A 15,041-nucleotide genomic window follows, 5' to 3' on the forward strand; every position below is an offset into this window, starting at 1 on the left:
GCTAACCCGTAATCGGATCGATCCATGAAAAACGAACCTCTGTGCAGCGCTCCCTGCCCCATTGCCCGAAGCCTCGGCCGTATCGGCGACAGCTGGAGCATCATGATCCTGCGGGATGCCCTGGCCGGTTTTACCCGCTTCGATGAGTTTCAGAAGAGCAGCAACGTGGCGCCCAATATTCTTTCGCGCCGCCTGAAAGAGCTGGTTGATGACGGCTTACTGGAGAAGGTTTGCTACAGCAGCTCGCCGCCGCGCTACGAATATCACCTCACCCAAAGCGGGCGTGATTTCCGGATGGTGATTCTGGCGCTGGCGGAATGGGGCAACCGCCACTTCGCACCCGAAGGGCGGCAGATGCAGCTGGTCGAGCGCGAAACCCAGCGCCCGGTAGAGCCGATTCTCACCGATAAAGAAACCGGTGAGCCGATTGAGCCCGGAAAATACGCCATGGTGCCGGGCCCGGCAGCCTCACCGATGATGAAATATCGCCACGACTACCTGCAGCGAAAGCATGCCGGCGACGCCGGGCTTAAATTCCAGCCAGAACCGTACAGAGAACCCCTGTGATGAACGCCGCCCATAAGAAAAAATTGATTACGCTGACCGTGCTTGGTGCAGCCGTGCTGGCGGCCGCAGGCTATGGCGCATGGTGGTGGCACAGCGGGCGTTTTATTCAGTCTACCGACGACGCCTACATCGGCGGGGATATCAGCGCTATTTCAACCAAAGTCTCCGGCTACATTCAGCAAATTGCGGTGCAGGACAACACGGCGGTGAAAAAAGGCGATCTGCTGATCCGCATTGACGATCGTGATTACCAGGCTGCGCTGGCGAAAGCCCTCGGCGAAGTTGCCGCCCAGCAGGCTGCCCTCGCAGACATCGCCGCGACGCGCCAGCTACAGCAGGCGACGATTGAAGGTTCAACGGCTTCCTTAGCGGCAGCGGCGGCGGCAACGGACAAAACGGCCAACGACAACCGCCGCTATAACGCCCTGGAAGCCTCAAGCGCCATTTCAGCCCAGATACGCGACAACGCTTCGGCGGATTATCGCCGGGCGCGAGCGGAACAAAGCAAAGCCCTGGCCGACAAAGCCGTGGCCCAGCGCCAGCTCGCGGTGCTTGATGCCCGTGAAAAACAAACCCAGGCCGCGCTGGAACAGGCGCAGGCTAACCTGGCGATGGCGAAGCTGAATCTCAGCTATACCGAAATTCGCGCCCCGTTCGACGGTGTGATCGGCAACCGCCGCGCGTGGACGGGTTCCTTTGTGGCTAGCGGCACACAATTGCTCTCGCTGGTACCTTCTCAGGGGCTTTGGGTCGATGCCAACTTCAAGGAAAACCAGCTGGCACACATGCGGGCCGGTTTGCCGGTGACCGTGGTGGCCGACGTGCTGCCGAACCACACCTTTAAAGGCCACATTGCCAGCGTCTCTCCGGCGACCGGCTCCCGGTTCAGCATTCTTCCGGCGGAAAACGCCACGGGAAACTTCACCAAAATCGTTCAGCGGGTTCCGGTGCGGATCGCGCTGGAAGGTGACGGCGCAAAACTGGATGTACTTCGCCCTGGCCTGTCGGTCATCGTCACCGTCGATCAAAAGAGCACGCGATGAGCACCGCCCAGGCCGCACCGATGCCGCAGGGCATCTCTATGCCAATGGCAAAAAAGATCTTCGCCTTTGCCAGCATGTGCGTCGGGATGTTTATTGCGCTGATTGATATCCAAATCGTCTCCGCGTCGCTGCGGGATATCGGCGGCGGCCTTTCGGCGGGGGATGATGAAACCGTCTGGGTACAGACCAGCTACCTGATCGCCGAGATCATTATCATTCCGCTGTCCGGCTGGCTGGCGCGGGTGATGTCCACGCGCTGGCTGTTTGCCGCCTCGGCGGCAGGCTTCACCCTGATGAGCCTGCTTTGCGGCTGGGCGTGGAATATTCAAAGCATGATTGCCTTCCGTGCCCTGCAGGGGCTGGCGGGCGGCTCGATGATCCCGCTGGTGTTTACCACCGCCTTCGCTTTTTTCCAGGGCAAACAGCGCGTTATTGCCGCCGCGACCATCGGCGGCCTGGCCTCGCTGGCTCCGACGCTTGGCCCCACCGTCGGCGGCTGGATCACCGAGAACTTCAACTGGCACTGGCTGTTCTTTATCAACGTCATCCCAGGAATTTACATCGCCGTTGCCGTGCCGCTGCTGGTGAAGGTGGATAGCCCTGATTTCTCGCTGCTGCGCGGCGCGGACTATTTCAGTATTTTGCTGCTGGCAGCCTCGCTCGGCTGCCTGGAATATACGCTGGAAGAAGGCCCGCGCTGGGGCTGGTTTGACGACAACACCATCGCCACAACCGGCTGGATAGCGCTGATATGCGGCATCGCCTTTATTATTCGAACGCTGCGCCACGCCCAGCCGGTAATGGATCTCCGGGCGCTCAAGGACAGAACCTTTAGCCTCGGCTGCTATTTTTCGTTTATGGCCGGGGTGGGCATTTTCGCCACGATCTATTTAACGCCGCTGTATCTCGGCACCGTTCGCGGTTTTAGCGCGCTGGAAATCGGTCTGGCGGTGTTTTCCACCGGCCTGTTCCAGGTGATGTCGATTCCCTTTTATTCCTGGCTGGCAAACCGCGTGGATCTCCGCTGGCTGCTGATGGCCGGGCTGGTCGGCTTTGCTATTTCGATGTACAGCTTCGTGCCGATCACCCACGACTGGGGCGCGGACCAACTGCTGCTGCCGCAGGCGTTTCGTGGTCTTGCACAGCAGTTTGCCGTTGCGCCAACGGTGACGTTAACGCTGGGTAGCCTGCCGCCCGCGCGGCTTAAGCTTGCCTCCGGCCTGTTCAATTTAATGCGTAACCTCGGCGGCGCTATCGGTATTGCGCTGTGCGGCACGGTGTTGAATGACAGAACCAACCTGCACTACAGCCGCCTGGCCGACCATCTCAATACCGCTAATCTCGCGATGACGGATTTTGTCCAGCGCAGCGCCGCCAGCCTGACCGCGCAGGGGTTATCCCCGGATGCCGCCACCAGCGGGGCGTTAAAAAATTTGTCTGCCCTGGCGTTGCGTGAGGCACGAACTCAGGCGTTTTCGGATGCTTTTTACCTGATCATGATAGGTTTTTTGATTGCTGCGATGCTGGTTCCGTTAATGAAAAAGCCGCAGCCACACTGATATTTCAGGAGAATAATGATGGGCGTTTCAGCGAAAAGGATTGTAGTCACGGGCATGGGTATCGTCAGCCCGCTGGGCTGTGGCGTGCAGCATGTCTGGCAGTCGCTGCTGGCGGGAAAATCCGGCATCTCGGCACTGGACGAGAAAATCGTAGAGGATATTCCCTGCAAAGTGGCCGGCCAGGTGCCGTCCGTTGAACAGGATCCTGAGCACGGCTTTGATCCGCTGGCGACGATCCCCGCCAAAGAGCGTAAAAAGATGGATCGGTTCATTGAGTTTGCGCTGGTTGCCGCCCATGAAGCGCTGGCACAAGCTGACTGGTCTCCGGCTTCGCAGGAAGAGAAAGATCGTACCGCGACGGTGATTGCCACCGGGATCGGCGGCTTCGGCGAAATCGCCAACGCCGTGCACACCACGGACGAACGCGGGCCGCGCCGCCTGTCACCGTTTACTATTCCTTCTTTTCTCGCCAACCTCGCCGCCGGGCATGTGTCCATCGCACACGGATTTCGCGGGCCGATTGGTGCCCCGGTCACCGCCTGCGCCGCCGGAGCCCAGGCGATTGGCGATGCCGCCCGCCTGATCCGCAGCGGCGAGGCCGATATTGCCCTTTGCGGCGGTGCAGAAGCGGCCATTCACCGCGTCAGCCTGGCCGGATTTGCCGCCGCTCGCGCGCTGTCTACGGCCTCCAACGACACCCCTGAAGCCGCCTCACGGCCGTTCGACCGCGACCGGGACGGCTTTGTGATGGGCGAAGGCGCCGGGCTTATCGTGATCGAATCCCTGGAACACGCGCTGGCTCGTGGCGCAACGCCGCTGGCTGAGCTGGTCGGCTACGGTACCAGCGCCGATGCCTGGCATTTGACCGCCGGACCGGAAGACGGCAACGGCGCAAGGCGAGCAATGGAGGCGGCCTTTCGCCAGGCCGGTATTACAGCCACCGATATTGACCATATCAATGCGCACGCAACATCGACGCAGGTCGGCGACAAAGGAGAGCTGGCGGCAATTAAAGCGCTTTTCGGTACGCATCCGGTAGCGGTGACGTCGACAAAATCCGCCACTGGTCACCTGCTGGGCGCGGCGGGCGGCATCGAGGCTATCTTTACCATTCAGGCATTGCGTGACCAGGTTGTGCCGCCGACGCTGAATTTGCATCACCCCGATGAAGAGGCGGCCGGGCTGGATTTGGTGGCGCTTACTGCCCGGCCACAGGCGCTGCGTTATGCGCTGTCGAACGGGTTTGGTTTTGGCGGTGTAAATGCGAGCCTGCTGTTGAAACGCTGGGAATCAGGAGAATAACAGGACCCTCACCCCGGCCCTCTCCCTGGAAGGGAGAGGGGGAAAACCTAAGGGAAATCTATGCTCGATCCAGTCCCCCTCGCCCCTCCGGGGAGAGGGCGAAAACCGAAGGGAAATGTCTGCTCGATCCAGTCCCTCTCATCCCTCCGGGGAGAGAGGGAAAACTGACGGGAAATGTCTGCTCGATCCAGTCCCCTCGCCCCTCCGGGGAGAGGGCGAAAACCAAAAGTGCATTTATGCTCGATCCAGTCCCCTCGCCCCTTTGGGGAGAGGGTTAGGGTGAGGGGCTATCGCAACTCATCAGCCTCAAACGCCTGCTTCAGCCACGCCCTGACCTGCCCCACATCCTCTCTCCGTGCCTTTTCGTGGCTGGTCACAAAATAGTAGTTCGCCCCAGGCAGCGCGCCCGGCAGCGCAATATGCAACAAGCCCTGCTGCAGAGCCCGGCGAATCAGCAGCTCGCTTGCCAGCAGGATCCCCTGCCCGGCGATTGCCGCCTGAATCGCATGGGTTTCGTCGTCAAAATGAATACCGCCCTGCACATCCAAATCTTCAGGCCCAAAGACCGATTTCCAGTGCTGCCAGCTCGGTTCGGGGCTGGGCACATGCCGGTTATCAATATGAAAAAGCGTCATCCCCGGCAGATCCTTCACGCTCCTGAGCTTTAGCTGCGGGCTTGCCACCAGCACAAAGCTGTCGCTATGCAGCAGCGTGCTGTCGAGAGATTCGTCGGCCTGCATGCTGTAACGCACGGCGCAGTCCGCCATTTTGCCGTGGAGATCGGCCAGCGCTACGCCGCTGTGAAAGCGCAGCTCCAGCGAGGGATGCTGCTGATGTAAAGACGGTAAACGCGGCACCAGCCAGTTGGTCAGAAAATTCGAGGTAGTACTGAGCGTGAGCGTGCCGGGGTGAGAGATCGTGGCGATAGACTCAACGGCCTCGCGCAGCATGGTGAACATGTTCCCGGAGGCGCGGAACAAGATCTCCCCTGCGGCAGTCAGCGCTACGCCACGAGCAGAGCGGGTGAATAACCGCTGCTCCAGCGAATCTTCCAGCAGGCGTATTTGGTGGCTGATGGCGGTGGGCGTCACGCCAATTTCTTCCGCAGCCGCTTTAAAGCTAGAGTGGCGGGCCACGGCATCAAAGGCACGAATGGCCGTGAGTGGCGGGAGTCGGCGACTTTTCATGAATGAATTTAACTCATCCTTTGCTGAATAATATGATTTTGATTGCACCATAAATAAAGGCGTAGCCTGTTATTCAGGCTCATCAAATGATGAAAATGATTCATCACAGAGAAAATAGCAGGAAACGTCGATGACACAAACATATGCGATACCCACCGCCGGGCAATTTCGCGCTTTATTCGCCCCTGGTATTGCGCAGGCGCTGATCGCGCTGGACTACGCGATTGTCTACGTCGCGCTCCCCACGCTGGCGCAGGATCTGAATCTTTCCCTCGGCGAGATGCAGTGGGTCGTTTCCCTGTATGGCCTGACGTTTGCCGCCCTCTTGCTGGCGGGCGGTAGCCTTTGCGACCGGTTGGGAGCACGCCGGATGTTCAGCCTCGGCATGGCGCTGTTTTTGCTTTCATCGGTAGCTGGCGGACTGGCTCAGAGCGGCGCGCTGCTGCTTATCGCCCGCGGCGGGCAAGGGATGGCGGCGGCGTTGTTGCAGCCTGCGGTGCTGGCGCTGATGGCACAGCGGTTTCATGGCGAGGCGCACCGGCGGGCGCTGGCGATATGGAGCGCCATCGGCGCGCTGGGTCTGGTTGCAGGCGTGATGCTGGGCGGCGTCCTGGCCGCGCTGGACTGGCGAACCATTTTCTTTATTAACATTCCGCCGGGGTTGCTTGCACTGTGGCTGGTTCGCCGGGATTATCTCCCGCTCAGCACACAGGGCGAAAAACAGCGGACGGGCATCGGGTCACTGGTCGGCTGCTTCGCCGCCGGGACGCTGGTCTGGGCGCTGATGCGCTATGGCGAAACCGGGCAGCCTGACTATGTTGCCAACCGCTTCGCCGTTGCCATGGGGCTCCTGTTCCTTCTGCACGAACGCTACGCCTCTCAGCCTTTACTGACCCGCTCGCTTCGCGCTCTGCCGGGCCTGCAAACGGGCTGGCTCAGCAGCGCCTGCTATATGGCAAGCGTGGGGAGCCAGTTTTATGCCATGACCCTGCTCTGGCAGCAGACGCTGCAGCAGGATGCCGTTACCACCGGGCTGATGTTCACGCCGCTCGCGCTGTTGATTGTGGCCGGCAATACGCTGTTCACCCGCCTGACTGCCCGGTACGCCAGCGCCACAGTTTTGGCCGTCGGGTTTGCCTGTTCGGCGCTGGGGTTGTGGCTGCTGTCCGCTGGGTTAACATCGCCGCTTTCTGCGGTCTTTATCAGCGGTATCGCCTTAAGCGGGCTTGGCCACGGGCTCATCTTCCCGGCGATGTTCGCCGTGGGGCTGTCATCCACTCCGCTGGCCCAACAGGGGCGCGCCAGCGCGTTGATGGCCACCAGCCAGTATATGGCCGGGGCCATGATGCTGGCGGTGCTGTCTGTCGTACTTGGGCAGGCTCCCGATATAACGCAGTGGGCAACGGCCTTCCGGCTGCTGGGCGCTGCCGCTTTGGCAGGTATGCTGATTGCGGCATGCCAGAAAGCGAGTTAACCAAGGAGAACCTGCGCGGGGAAAGGAGAGAGATTCGGACCGGATGAATGCTACATTTATACTAACTGTTTAATTCTTCTCCCTTATCATCAAATTTTCCCGCGTTAAGGATCCCGTTATGACCGAGCAAGCTGAACAGGCTGACGCTAAAAACTATCTTGTGCGCCTGATTGCGGTCGTGCTTACCGGCATTCTTGCCGGTATCGCGGGGATGCTTCTCGCGCTGATTTTACACGCCATTCAGCACCTCGCATTTGGCTACAGTATTGACCAACTGGTTGGAAGCGAGACGTTCCTTGAGGGCGTGACGGACGCTTCGCATTTACGCCGGATAGCCGCGATTCTTGGCGGCGGGGCCGTCGCCGGGTTTGGCTGGTGGCTGCTCGCGCGCTACGGCAAGAAAAGAGTGTCTATCGCTTCAGCCGTGGCAAATCCTGCCGTGCCGATGCCAACAGGCACCACCACTATTCATGCTTTGCTACAAATCATTACCGTTGCGCTTGGCTCCCCGCTCGGGCGTGAAGTTGCCCCTCGGGAAATGGGCGCGCTGGCGGCGGGACTCCTTGCCCGGAAATTCAGCCTGCAACCGGATGAAACCCGTACGCTGATTGCCTGCGGCGCAGGTGCGGGCCTGGCGGCGGTGTATAACGTCCCCCTCGCCGGAGCACTGTTCACGCTGGAAGTGTTGCTGATCTCGTTTAGCTGGGAGAAAGCGCTGGCGGCGGTGATCACTTCGGCAGTAGCGGCCTGGGTAGCTACGCTAGGCCTGGGAGATGAATCGCAGTATCACTTCGCCTCTTTTGCGCTTCCCCACGCATTTATCGGCTGGGCCATTGTCGCCAGCCCGCTGCTGGGCTACGCCGCCTGGCTGTTCCGCAAGGCAACAACCCGCGTGAGAACGCAGGTCAAAACTAACTGGCAGATGCCGGTATTTTGTCTGCTGGCCTTTGCGCTGCTGGCCGCACTTAGCCTGTGGTTCCCGCAACTGCCGGGCAACGGCAAAGGCCCGATGCAGCTTGCCATCAGCAACGGTCTGAGCTTTAACTTCGCGGCGATTTTGCTGGCGCTGAAAATGCTGGTGATCCTCGCCGTCCTGCGCGGCGGCGCTGAGGGCGGATTGCTGACGCCGGGCTTAACGGTGGGGGCTTTGCTGAGCCTGCTGCTGGCGGTGGTCTGGCAGTTTGTCTTCCCAGGCGGGGACGTGGGCAGCTTTGCGCTGGTCGGTGGCGCGGCGTTTTTAGCCGCTTCGATGCAGATGCCGATCACCGCCGTGGCGTTGGTGATGGAGTTTACCCATATGGATCACAGCTATTTTGCCCCTGCGCTGCTGTGTGCCGCCGGGGCTTATACCACCTGCCGGATCCTGGATAAGAAGTCCCGGTACTAACCTCTTCAGTGGGAAGAGATAAATGCCGACCCTGCGAGCGGGGCCGGCATGGAGAAATGCTGCCGCATACGCGCAACCTCATTGAGCGGTGTGAGCCCAAAAAGGCGCTTAAATTCGCGGCTAAACTGCGAAACACTTTCGTAGCCCACGCGGGCACTGGCCGCCGAAGCGGTCAGATCGTTTCTCAGCATCAACAACCTCGCCTGATGCAACCTTGTGGATTTGAGATATTGCATGGGGGAAGTGTTGGTCACCGTTTTGAAGTGACTGTGGAAAGTGGGCACGCTCATGCCCGCTTCTTTTGCCAGAGCATTCACATCCAGATGCCCATCAAATTCGGCATGAAGCTTGCGCAGCGCTTTCGCCACTTTGCCAAACTGCCCCTGCATAGCCAGCGCACTGCGTAACGTGTGCCCCTGTGCGCCCGTCAGTACCCGGTAATAAATCTCCCGCATCATAGCCGGCCCTAACATCTCGGCATCCAGCGGCGTAGACATCACCTGCAGGAAACGCAGTACGGAAGCACTCATCGCTTCATCCATCGGGCTGGACATCATGCTTCGCGGCTCGACGGCCAGCTCAGCGCCTCGCCCATCCAGCGCCAGCATAACTTCAGCCGCCAGCGTGAAGTCTAACCTCATGTAGATAGCCAGCATGGGTTCTTCGGCGCTGGCCTCCGTTTCCATGGTAAACGGCACGGGGACGGAAACCATCAGGTAGTGCTGCGCATCATATAAATAGACATTCTCGCCTAAAAACCCTCGCTTACGCCCCTGTACCACAATCACAATACCGGGTTCATAAAGAACGGGGGTTCGCATCAGCGGACGATTAGAGCGTAAGAAACGCACCTCGTTTAGCACCGTAAGATTGTAGCCTTCATGCGGGGTTAGCCGATCCAGAAGCTCTACCATTTGTTTGCTGGCCTGCAGGCTGGCATTTGTCATAAGGGGTCATCTGGCAAAGGAAGATGTGGCCAGAGTCTGGCAGTGAAATTTCCCCTCGTCCATACGCCTCATAGGAATAGGCAAACATCAGAGAGGATCCTGGCTACGCATTCGGCCCTCCCGGCTCTACGCTTTACCTCCCACTTACGGAGGAAATGATAATGAGCCAATCGAAGTTATTTTTGATTACCGGGGTCAGCAGCGGCTTTGGCCGTTCACTGGCAGAAGAGGCGCTGAAAGCCGGGCACCGCGTGGTTGGCACCGTGCGCAATCAGCAGGCAAAGGAAGCTTTTGAGGCGCTGGCCCCCGGCAAATGTTTTGCCCGAATTCTGGACGTCACCGATTTTGATGCCGCTGCGCCGCTGGCGGCTTCTATAGAACAGGAGATTGGCACCATTGATGTGCTGGTCAACAACGCAGGCTACGGGCACGAAGGGGTGATGGAAGAATCCCCGATGAGCGAGCTAATTCAGCAGTTCAACGTCAACGTGTTTGGTGCCGTCGCGATGATAAAAGCCTGTTTGGCGGGATTCCGCACTCGTCGTGCGGGCCATATTATTAATATCACTTCGATGGGCGGCTTTATCACTCTGCCCGGCATCAGCTACTACTGCGGCAGTAAATTCGCCCTGCAGGGGATCTCCGAAACGCTGAGCAAAGAGCTCAAACCTTTTAATATCGCGGTGACCGCCGTGCAGCCCGGCTCCTTCAGAACAGACTGGGCCGGACGTTCCATGGTGCGAACCCCGCGCAGCATCAGCGATTATGACCAGAGTTTCGGCCCGATTCGCGACGCGCGCCAGAAGCGTAGCGGGCAGCAGCCGGGCGATCCGGTCAAAGCCGCCAAAGCAATATTGGCGCTTATCGGCAGCCCTAATCCGCCGGCAGCGCTATTGCTGGGCAGCGACGCGGTCACCTTCGTCAAAGAGAAGCTGGTGCAAATGGAGGCGGATATTAAAGCCTGGGAAACGGTAAGCCGCTCAACTGATGGGCAATAACGGCCCACGAAATAAAAAAGCCCGGTAACCCCTTAAAGGCTACCGGGCCGGGCGCTTAAAAACCGTTATTTGGCTTCGTTGGCGTCCGCGTTTCTGAGCATATTTCTGACCGGAATAATCAGCGCGGCCAGCACTACGGCGCAGATAACCAGGGCGATAGACACGTGGGAGAACAGCTCCGGCATTGAGCTAAGCTGATCTTTTTTGATGTGCCCGCCCATAATCCCTGCCGCCAGGTTACCCAGCGCGCTGGCGCAGAACCACAGCCCCATCACCTGGCCGCGCATTTTCTGCGGTGCCAGCAGCGTCATGGTCGCAAGGCCAATCGGGCTAAGGCACAGCTCGCCGAGGGTCAGCAGCAGAATGCTCCCTACCAGCCAGAACGGAGAAACGCCGCTCTGCGTCGCCAGCACCTGGTTTGCCGCCGCCATCATCACCGCAAAACCTGCCGCCGCAAACAGAATGCCGATAACGAATTTCGTCATGCTGCTCGGGTTCAAATTACGCTTAGCCAGCGATGGCCAGAACCAGCTAAATACCGGTGCCAGCAGGATAATAAACAGCGCGTTGATCGACTGGAACCAGATCGTCGGGATTTCAAAGCTGCCCATCTGGCGGTCGGTGTAATCGCGCGCAAAGATGTTGAAGGAGGTCGGTTTCTGTTCAAAGGCAGACCAGAAAAACGCCGCCGCAATCAGCAGGATCAGGCAGGCCAGCAGGCGAGAGCGTTCGCTGCTGGTTAAGCCCGCGAAGAAGAACATAAACAGGAAGTAGAGACCCACACAGGTAGAAATGATGTATGCGGAGCTTTTAGCAATTACCGTCGGGTTGAACGGAATTGTACCGTTGGAAATAAGCACCACCAGCCCGGCAAGCAGCGCCATCGCAAGCGTCACCCATTTACCGACGTTTTTACGCTCGGTCGTCGGGCGGTTCCAGGTGGAATCCAGGCCGACTTCTTTGTCATAGCGGCGCATTTGCGGAATGGCGTAGAAGCGGAAGATGAACAGCGCAACCAGCATCCCTAAGCCACCCAGGCCAAAGCCCATGTGCCAGCCATACTTTTCATGCAGCGGGCCGATAATCAGCGGGGCAATAAACGAGCCCATGTTGATGCCCATGTAAAACAGCGAGAAGCCCCCGTCGCGGCGGGTATCTTCTTTTTTATACAGCGTGCCGACCATAACGGTAATACAGGTTTTGAACAGCCCGGTACCCAGGACGATCAGCAGCAGGCCGACAAAGAAGAAGGTGTTGCCCACGAATGCCGACAAGGCAATCGAGAGGTGGCCGAGTGCGATAATCAGCGAGCCATACCAGACGGCGCGGCGCTGCCCGAGCCAGTTATCGGCCAGCCAGCCGCCGGGTAAAGAAGTGATATACACGCCGCCGGCGAAGATCCCGACAATGGCGGACGCCTGCTCAATCGGCAGCCCCATCCCGCCCTGAAGCAGCGCAGCGCTCATAAACAGAATGAGCAGCGGGCGAACCCCGTAGAAAGAAAAACGTTCCCACATTTCGGTGAGGAAGAGCGAACTTAACGGGTACGGATGCCCGAAAAAGGTTTTTGTTTTCGTCGCAGAGTGACTCATCTGTGAACTCCCATAGGTTATCTCTTTTGATGCGGTGTTGATAAAACGCCGGTCCCGGCGTTCAGTTGCTGATTTTTAATCATAGGCTGGTCGTTAGCCAGCGGCGGCTACTTTAGCGTAGATCGTTGAAAAATCACCAAGGCGAAGAGAAACTTTAGTGCTTAATAGAGGGTTTTTAGATTAAAAATCGACTTAACTCTCAATTTTCATGATAAAAATCTCATTAAATGCGCTTTTGTCTTGACAAGAAAATCTCTAACAATAAAAAATAAAAACCATTAAAAACAATTAATTAAATAAAAATAACATACTTTCACGAAACACCCATCATTAACCTACAATTCATCCGGGTTTGTCCTGTTACCTAAGCCAAAAAACACATTAACCGCCCACCGACGTATCACTGCGGAATAAAAAATCGGCACGGCTTTGGCGCGCATCCCGGAAACGTCACCTTACTGACACGCAGCGTTCATCTTCATCTTCTACCGTCAGGCGCAGAACGGTAAGAGGAGCGAATATGTTTAGTCTCGATAACGTACTTGACGACCTTTGGCCCCAGGCAAATCCTGCGCCCTGGCAAAAAAACCTGTTAAGACGCCTGCTGCACGAGGAAGAATTTCAGGCCTTTGCCGAAGATCACCCGCACCTGCGCGGGCTGGATATGATCGAACAAGTCCTGGAACACCTGCATATCCGCTGCAACATCTCTCCCCGCGAATTAGAAAATATCCCTGAACACGGCCCCGTGGTGATGATGTCCAACCACCCCACCGGCACCCTTGACGGGCTGGCGCTACTGTACGCCGTTTCCCGCGTTCGCCGTGATGTTAAAGTGGTGACTAACCGCCTGCTGAATCACCTCGAACCGCTGAGTTCGCTGTTTATTCCGGTCGACAATATCAATGGGCGTACGCCTAAATCGTCTCTTGTGCAGATGGAACAGCAGCTGCAAAACGGCGGCGTGCTGATTTTCTTCCCGGCGGGCGAGGTGTCTCGTCTCTCCCGCGAAGGGATTGCCGACGGGCACTGGCACACCGGCTTTATTAAACTTGCCGCGAAGTATCGGGTGCCGCTGCTACCGGCCTTTATCCACGCGCGTAACAGCGCGCTTTTTTATGCCAGCGCAATGGTCTCCCCTGTGCTGCCGATGGTACTGCTGATGCAGCAGATGTTCCGCCGTCGCAATTCCACCCTGCCGGTGACCCTGGGCCAGCGCATCCCGTGGGAAAGCTGGCATAGCCCGCAGCAGGTTCCGCGTGAACTGGCTAAGAAGTGCCGCCAGCACGTTCAACTGTTGGGCAAAGGGCTTTCGGGCAAATTCACAACGGAAAGCGCGATTGCCCGGGCGGAAGACAGGGCCACGCTGCGTAGGGAACTGGCAAAAGCGGAGTGCCTGGGCCGCACCGCCGACGATAAAGTGATTTACCTTTGGCAACGCAGCGACTCAAAAGAAGAGGCTCCACTGCTGCGCGAGCTGGGGCGGCTGCGTGAGATCGCCTTCCGTGCCGTCGGTGAAGGCAGCGGTAAACGCCGGGATCTCGATCGCTATGATGACGATTACCTGCATTTGATCCTCTGGGACGAGCAGGATCTGGAGATTGTCGGCGCGTACCGCTTCATGCCTACCGCGCAGCAAATTGAAAAACGTGGCGTGACCGGCCTGTACAGCTACAGCCTGTTCCACTATGACGAGAAAATGGACGATGTACTGCAGCACGGCATCGAACTGGGACGCAGCTTTATTCAACCCCGCTACTGGGGCCGCCGTGGCCTGGACTATTTATGGTCGGGGATTGGCGCTTATCTCGCCCGTTACCCGCAGTATCGCTACCTGTTCGGCCCGGTCTCTATTTCCGGAGGCCTGCCGCCGGACGCGCGCGATCTTCTCGTCGCCTTTTACCGGCTGTGGTTCCCGGCGAGCCATCCGCTGGCCTCGTCCCGCAGCCCTTATCCGGCAAGCCTCCCTGACGTGCTGGCGCAGTTCAAAGGTGAGGATTACGGCGAAGATCTCACGCGTTTAAAATCCCTGCTCAGTAATATGGGCTGCGGCATTCCGACCCTGTACAAGCAGTATTCGGAACTCTGCGAACCGGGTGGCGTACAGTTTATAGATTTCGGCAGCGACCCGGCCTTCAACAACTGCGTCGACGGGCTGGTGCTGGTCGATTTAACGTTCCTGAAAAAGAGCCGCTATGAGCGGTACGTCGGCATGCATTTGTCGGGGCAGGAATAACCCGTAACCAGGGCGGGAGAAACAGTCTCCCGCCATTACCCATACTTTTAGTGGTATAATCCTCGCTGTTTTCCTTCTTTCCACCGACAGACCATGACAACCACCCAATTTAAACGCCCGAAGCTTACGCTGCCGGACGGTGCAAACAAGCTGCTGCTGCATACCTGCTGCGCGCCCTGCTCTTCTGAAGTCATCGAAGCTTTGCTTGCCTCGGACATCGACTTTACGATTTTTTTCTACAACCCCAATATCCACCCGCAAAAGGAGTATCTCATCCGTAAGGAGGAAAATAAGCGGTTTGCTGAACAACACGGCGTGTCCTTTATTGATGCGGATTATGACGCCGACAACTGGTTTGCACGGGTGAAAGGCATGGAGTGGGAACCCGAGCGCGGCGCACGCTGTACGGTCTGTTTTGATATGCGCCTGGAGCGCACCGCGCTTTATGCCGCGGAGCATGGTTTCGGTGCAATTTGCAGTTCGCTGGGGATTTCACGCTGGAAGAATTTTCAGCAGGTGTGCGACTGCGGCCAGCGAGCGGCGGCGCGCCATCCGGGAATGGTTTACTGGACACACAACTGGCGCAAACAAGGTGGTTCCGCGCGCACGGTGGAAATTTGTAAACGCGAGCAGTTTTATCAGCAGGAGTATTGCGGCTGCGCTTATTCTTTGCGGGATGCTAACGCTTATCGAGCATCGCAGGGTAAAGCGTTAATTAAGCCGGGTAAATTTACACTTCGATGAAAGAA

General features: G+C 58.1%; 12 protein-coding genes. 9 read left to right on the forward strand and 3 right to left on the reverse strand.

The window, feature by feature from the left end:
- Positions 1 to 24: 24 nt before the first annotated feature.
- The 4 genes from LH23_RS01495 to fabF are packed head-to-tail and all read left to right on the forward strand — an operon-like array spanning position 25 to position 4,471.
- Positions 25 to 567 carry a winged helix-turn-helix transcriptional regulator gene (locus LH23_RS01495; protein ID WP_039287437.1) on the forward strand — a complete coding sequence of 181 codons (543 nt, stop codon included), beginning with the start codon at positions 25 to 27 and terminating at the stop codon, positions 565 to 567.
- Positions 567 to 1,610, forward strand: a complete 1,044-nt coding sequence (locus tag LH23_RS01500; RefSeq protein ID WP_039287441.1) for an HlyD family secretion protein — start codon at positions 567 to 569, stop codon at positions 1,608 to 1,610. Before LH23_RS01495 ends, LH23_RS01500 begins: the two co-directional genes overlap by 1 nt.
- Positions 1,607 to 3,169, forward strand: coding sequence for a DHA2 family efflux MFS transporter permease subunit (locus LH23_RS01505; RefSeq protein WP_039287444.1), 1,563 nt, complete (start codon positions 1,607 to 1,609; stop codon positions 3,167 to 3,169). Before LH23_RS01500 ends, LH23_RS01505 begins: the two co-directional genes overlap by 4 nt.
- An 18-nt stretch (positions 3,170 to 3,187) precedes the next feature.
- Positions 3,188 to 4,471, forward strand: coding sequence for a beta-ketoacyl-ACP synthase II (fabF, locus tag LH23_RS01510; RefSeq protein ID WP_039287446.1), 1,284 nt, complete (start codon positions 3,188 to 3,190; stop codon positions 4,469 to 4,471).
- A 287-nt stretch (positions 4,472 to 4,758) separates the two neighbouring features.
- Here fabF and LH23_RS01515 read toward each other — a convergent pair whose 3' ends face one another.
- Positions 4,759 to 5,658 carry a LysR substrate-binding domain-containing protein gene (locus LH23_RS01515; protein ID WP_039287451.1) on the reverse strand — a complete coding sequence of 300 codons (900 nt, stop codon included), beginning with the start codon at positions 5,656 to 5,658 and terminating at the stop codon, positions 4,759 to 4,761.
- 130 nt (positions 5,659 to 5,788) lie between these two features.
- Between LH23_RS01515 and LH23_RS01520 the strand changes: the two genes are divergently transcribed.
- Together LH23_RS01520 and LH23_RS01525 are read left to right on the forward strand one after the other, a co-directional pair.
- Complete coding sequence (locus LH23_RS01520; RefSeq protein ID WP_039287454.1) at positions 5,789 to 7,132, forward strand: MFS transporter; 1,344 nt, start codon at positions 5,789 to 5,791, stop codon at positions 7,130 to 7,132.
- A gap of 118 nt (positions 7,133 to 7,250) precedes the next feature.
- A complete protein-coding gene (locus tag LH23_RS01525) occupies positions 7,251 to 8,519 on the forward strand; it encodes a chloride channel protein (protein ID WP_039287457.1) in 1,269 nt (422 codons plus the stop codon).
- Between the two features lie 5 nt (positions 8,520 to 8,524).
- Here the strand turns inward: LH23_RS01525 and LH23_RS01530 are convergent, their stop codons facing one another.
- The gene (locus LH23_RS01530) at positions 8,525 to 9,466 is read right to left on the reverse strand and encodes an AraC family transcriptional regulator (protein ID WP_039287459.1); all 942 of its coding nucleotides are present in this window, start codon (positions 9,464 to 9,466) and stop codon (positions 8,525 to 8,527) included.
- A gap of 161 nt (positions 9,467 to 9,627) precedes the next feature.
- On the opposite strand from LH23_RS01530, the gene LH23_RS01535 reads away from it, so the two are divergent.
- Positions 9,628 to 10,464, forward strand: a complete 837-nt coding sequence (locus LH23_RS01535) for an oxidoreductase (RefSeq protein ID WP_039287462.1) — start codon at positions 9,628 to 9,630, stop codon at positions 10,462 to 10,464.
- A gap of 65 nt (positions 10,465 to 10,529) precedes the next feature.
- Here the strand turns inward: LH23_RS01535 and LH23_RS01540 are convergent, their stop codons facing one another.
- The gene (locus LH23_RS01540; RefSeq protein WP_039287465.1) at positions 10,530 to 12,056 is read right to left on the reverse strand and encodes a peptide MFS transporter; all 1,527 of its coding nucleotides are present in this window, start codon (positions 12,054 to 12,056) and stop codon (positions 10,530 to 10,532) included.
- Between the two features lie 520 nt (positions 12,057 to 12,576).
- Here LH23_RS01540 and LH23_RS01545 point away from each other — a divergent pair.
- Together LH23_RS01545 and LH23_RS01550 are read left to right on the forward strand one after the other, a co-directional pair.
- Positions 12,577 to 14,292, forward strand: coding sequence for a lysophospholipid acyltransferase family protein (locus LH23_RS01545; RefSeq protein WP_039287468.1), 1,716 nt, complete (start codon positions 12,577 to 12,579; stop codon positions 14,290 to 14,292).
- Between the two features lie 93 nt (positions 14,293 to 14,385).
- The gene (locus tag LH23_RS01550; protein WP_039287471.1) at positions 14,386 to 15,036 is read left to right on the forward strand and encodes an epoxyqueuosine reductase QueH; all 651 of its coding nucleotides are present in this window, start codon (positions 14,386 to 14,388) and stop codon (positions 15,034 to 15,036) included.
- Positions 15,037 to 15,041 lie beyond the last annotated feature (5 nt).

The organism is Cedecea neteri (genome assembly GCF_000758305.1).
Lineage (GTDB): Bacteria > Pseudomonadota > Gammaproteobacteria > Enterobacterales > Enterobacteriaceae > Cedecea > Cedecea neteri_C.

Excerpts from the sequence above, each read along its gene's own strand:
- LH23_RS01495 (WP_039287437.1), top strand. The coding sequence starts at position 25 with ATGAAAAACGAACCTCTGTGCAGCGCTCCCTGCCCCATTGCCCGAAGC.
- LH23_RS01500 (WP_039287441.1), top strand. The coding sequence starts at position 567 with ATGAACGCCGCCCATAAGAAAAAATTGATTACGCTGACCGTGCTTGGT.
- LH23_RS01505 (WP_039287444.1), top strand. The coding sequence starts at position 1,607 with ATGAGCACCGCCCAGGCCGCACCGATGCCGCAGGGCATCTCTATGCCA.
- fabF (WP_039287446.1), top strand. The coding sequence starts at position 3,188 with ATGGGCGTTTCAGCGAAAAGGATTGTAGTCACGGGCATGGGTATCGTC.
- LH23_RS01515 (WP_039287451.1), bottom strand. The coding sequence starts at position 5,658 with ATGAAAAGTCGCCGACTCCCGCCACTCACGGCCATTCGTGCCTTTGAT.
- LH23_RS01520 (WP_039287454.1), top strand. The coding sequence starts at position 5,789 with ATGACACAAACATATGCGATACCCACCGCCGGGCAATTTCGCGCTTTA.
- LH23_RS01525 (WP_039287457.1), top strand. The coding sequence starts at position 7,251 with ATGACCGAGCAAGCTGAACAGGCTGACGCTAAAAACTATCTTGTGCGC.
- LH23_RS01530 (WP_039287459.1), bottom strand. The coding sequence starts at position 9,466 with ATGACAAATGCCAGCCTGCAGGCCAGCAAACAAATGGTAGAGCTTCTG.
- LH23_RS01535 (WP_039287462.1), top strand. The coding sequence starts at position 9,628 with ATGAGCCAATCGAAGTTATTTTTGATTACCGGGGTCAGCAGCGGCTTT.
- LH23_RS01540 (WP_039287465.1), bottom strand. The coding sequence starts at position 12,056 with ATGAGTCACTCTGCGACGAAAACAAAAACCTTTTTCGGGCATCCGTAC.
- LH23_RS01545 (WP_039287468.1), top strand. The coding sequence starts at position 12,577 with ATGTTTAGTCTCGATAACGTACTTGACGACCTTTGGCCCCAGGCAAAT.
- LH23_RS01550 (WP_039287471.1), top strand. The coding sequence starts at position 14,386 with ATGACAACCACCCAATTTAAACGCCCGAAGCTTACGCTGCCGGACGGT.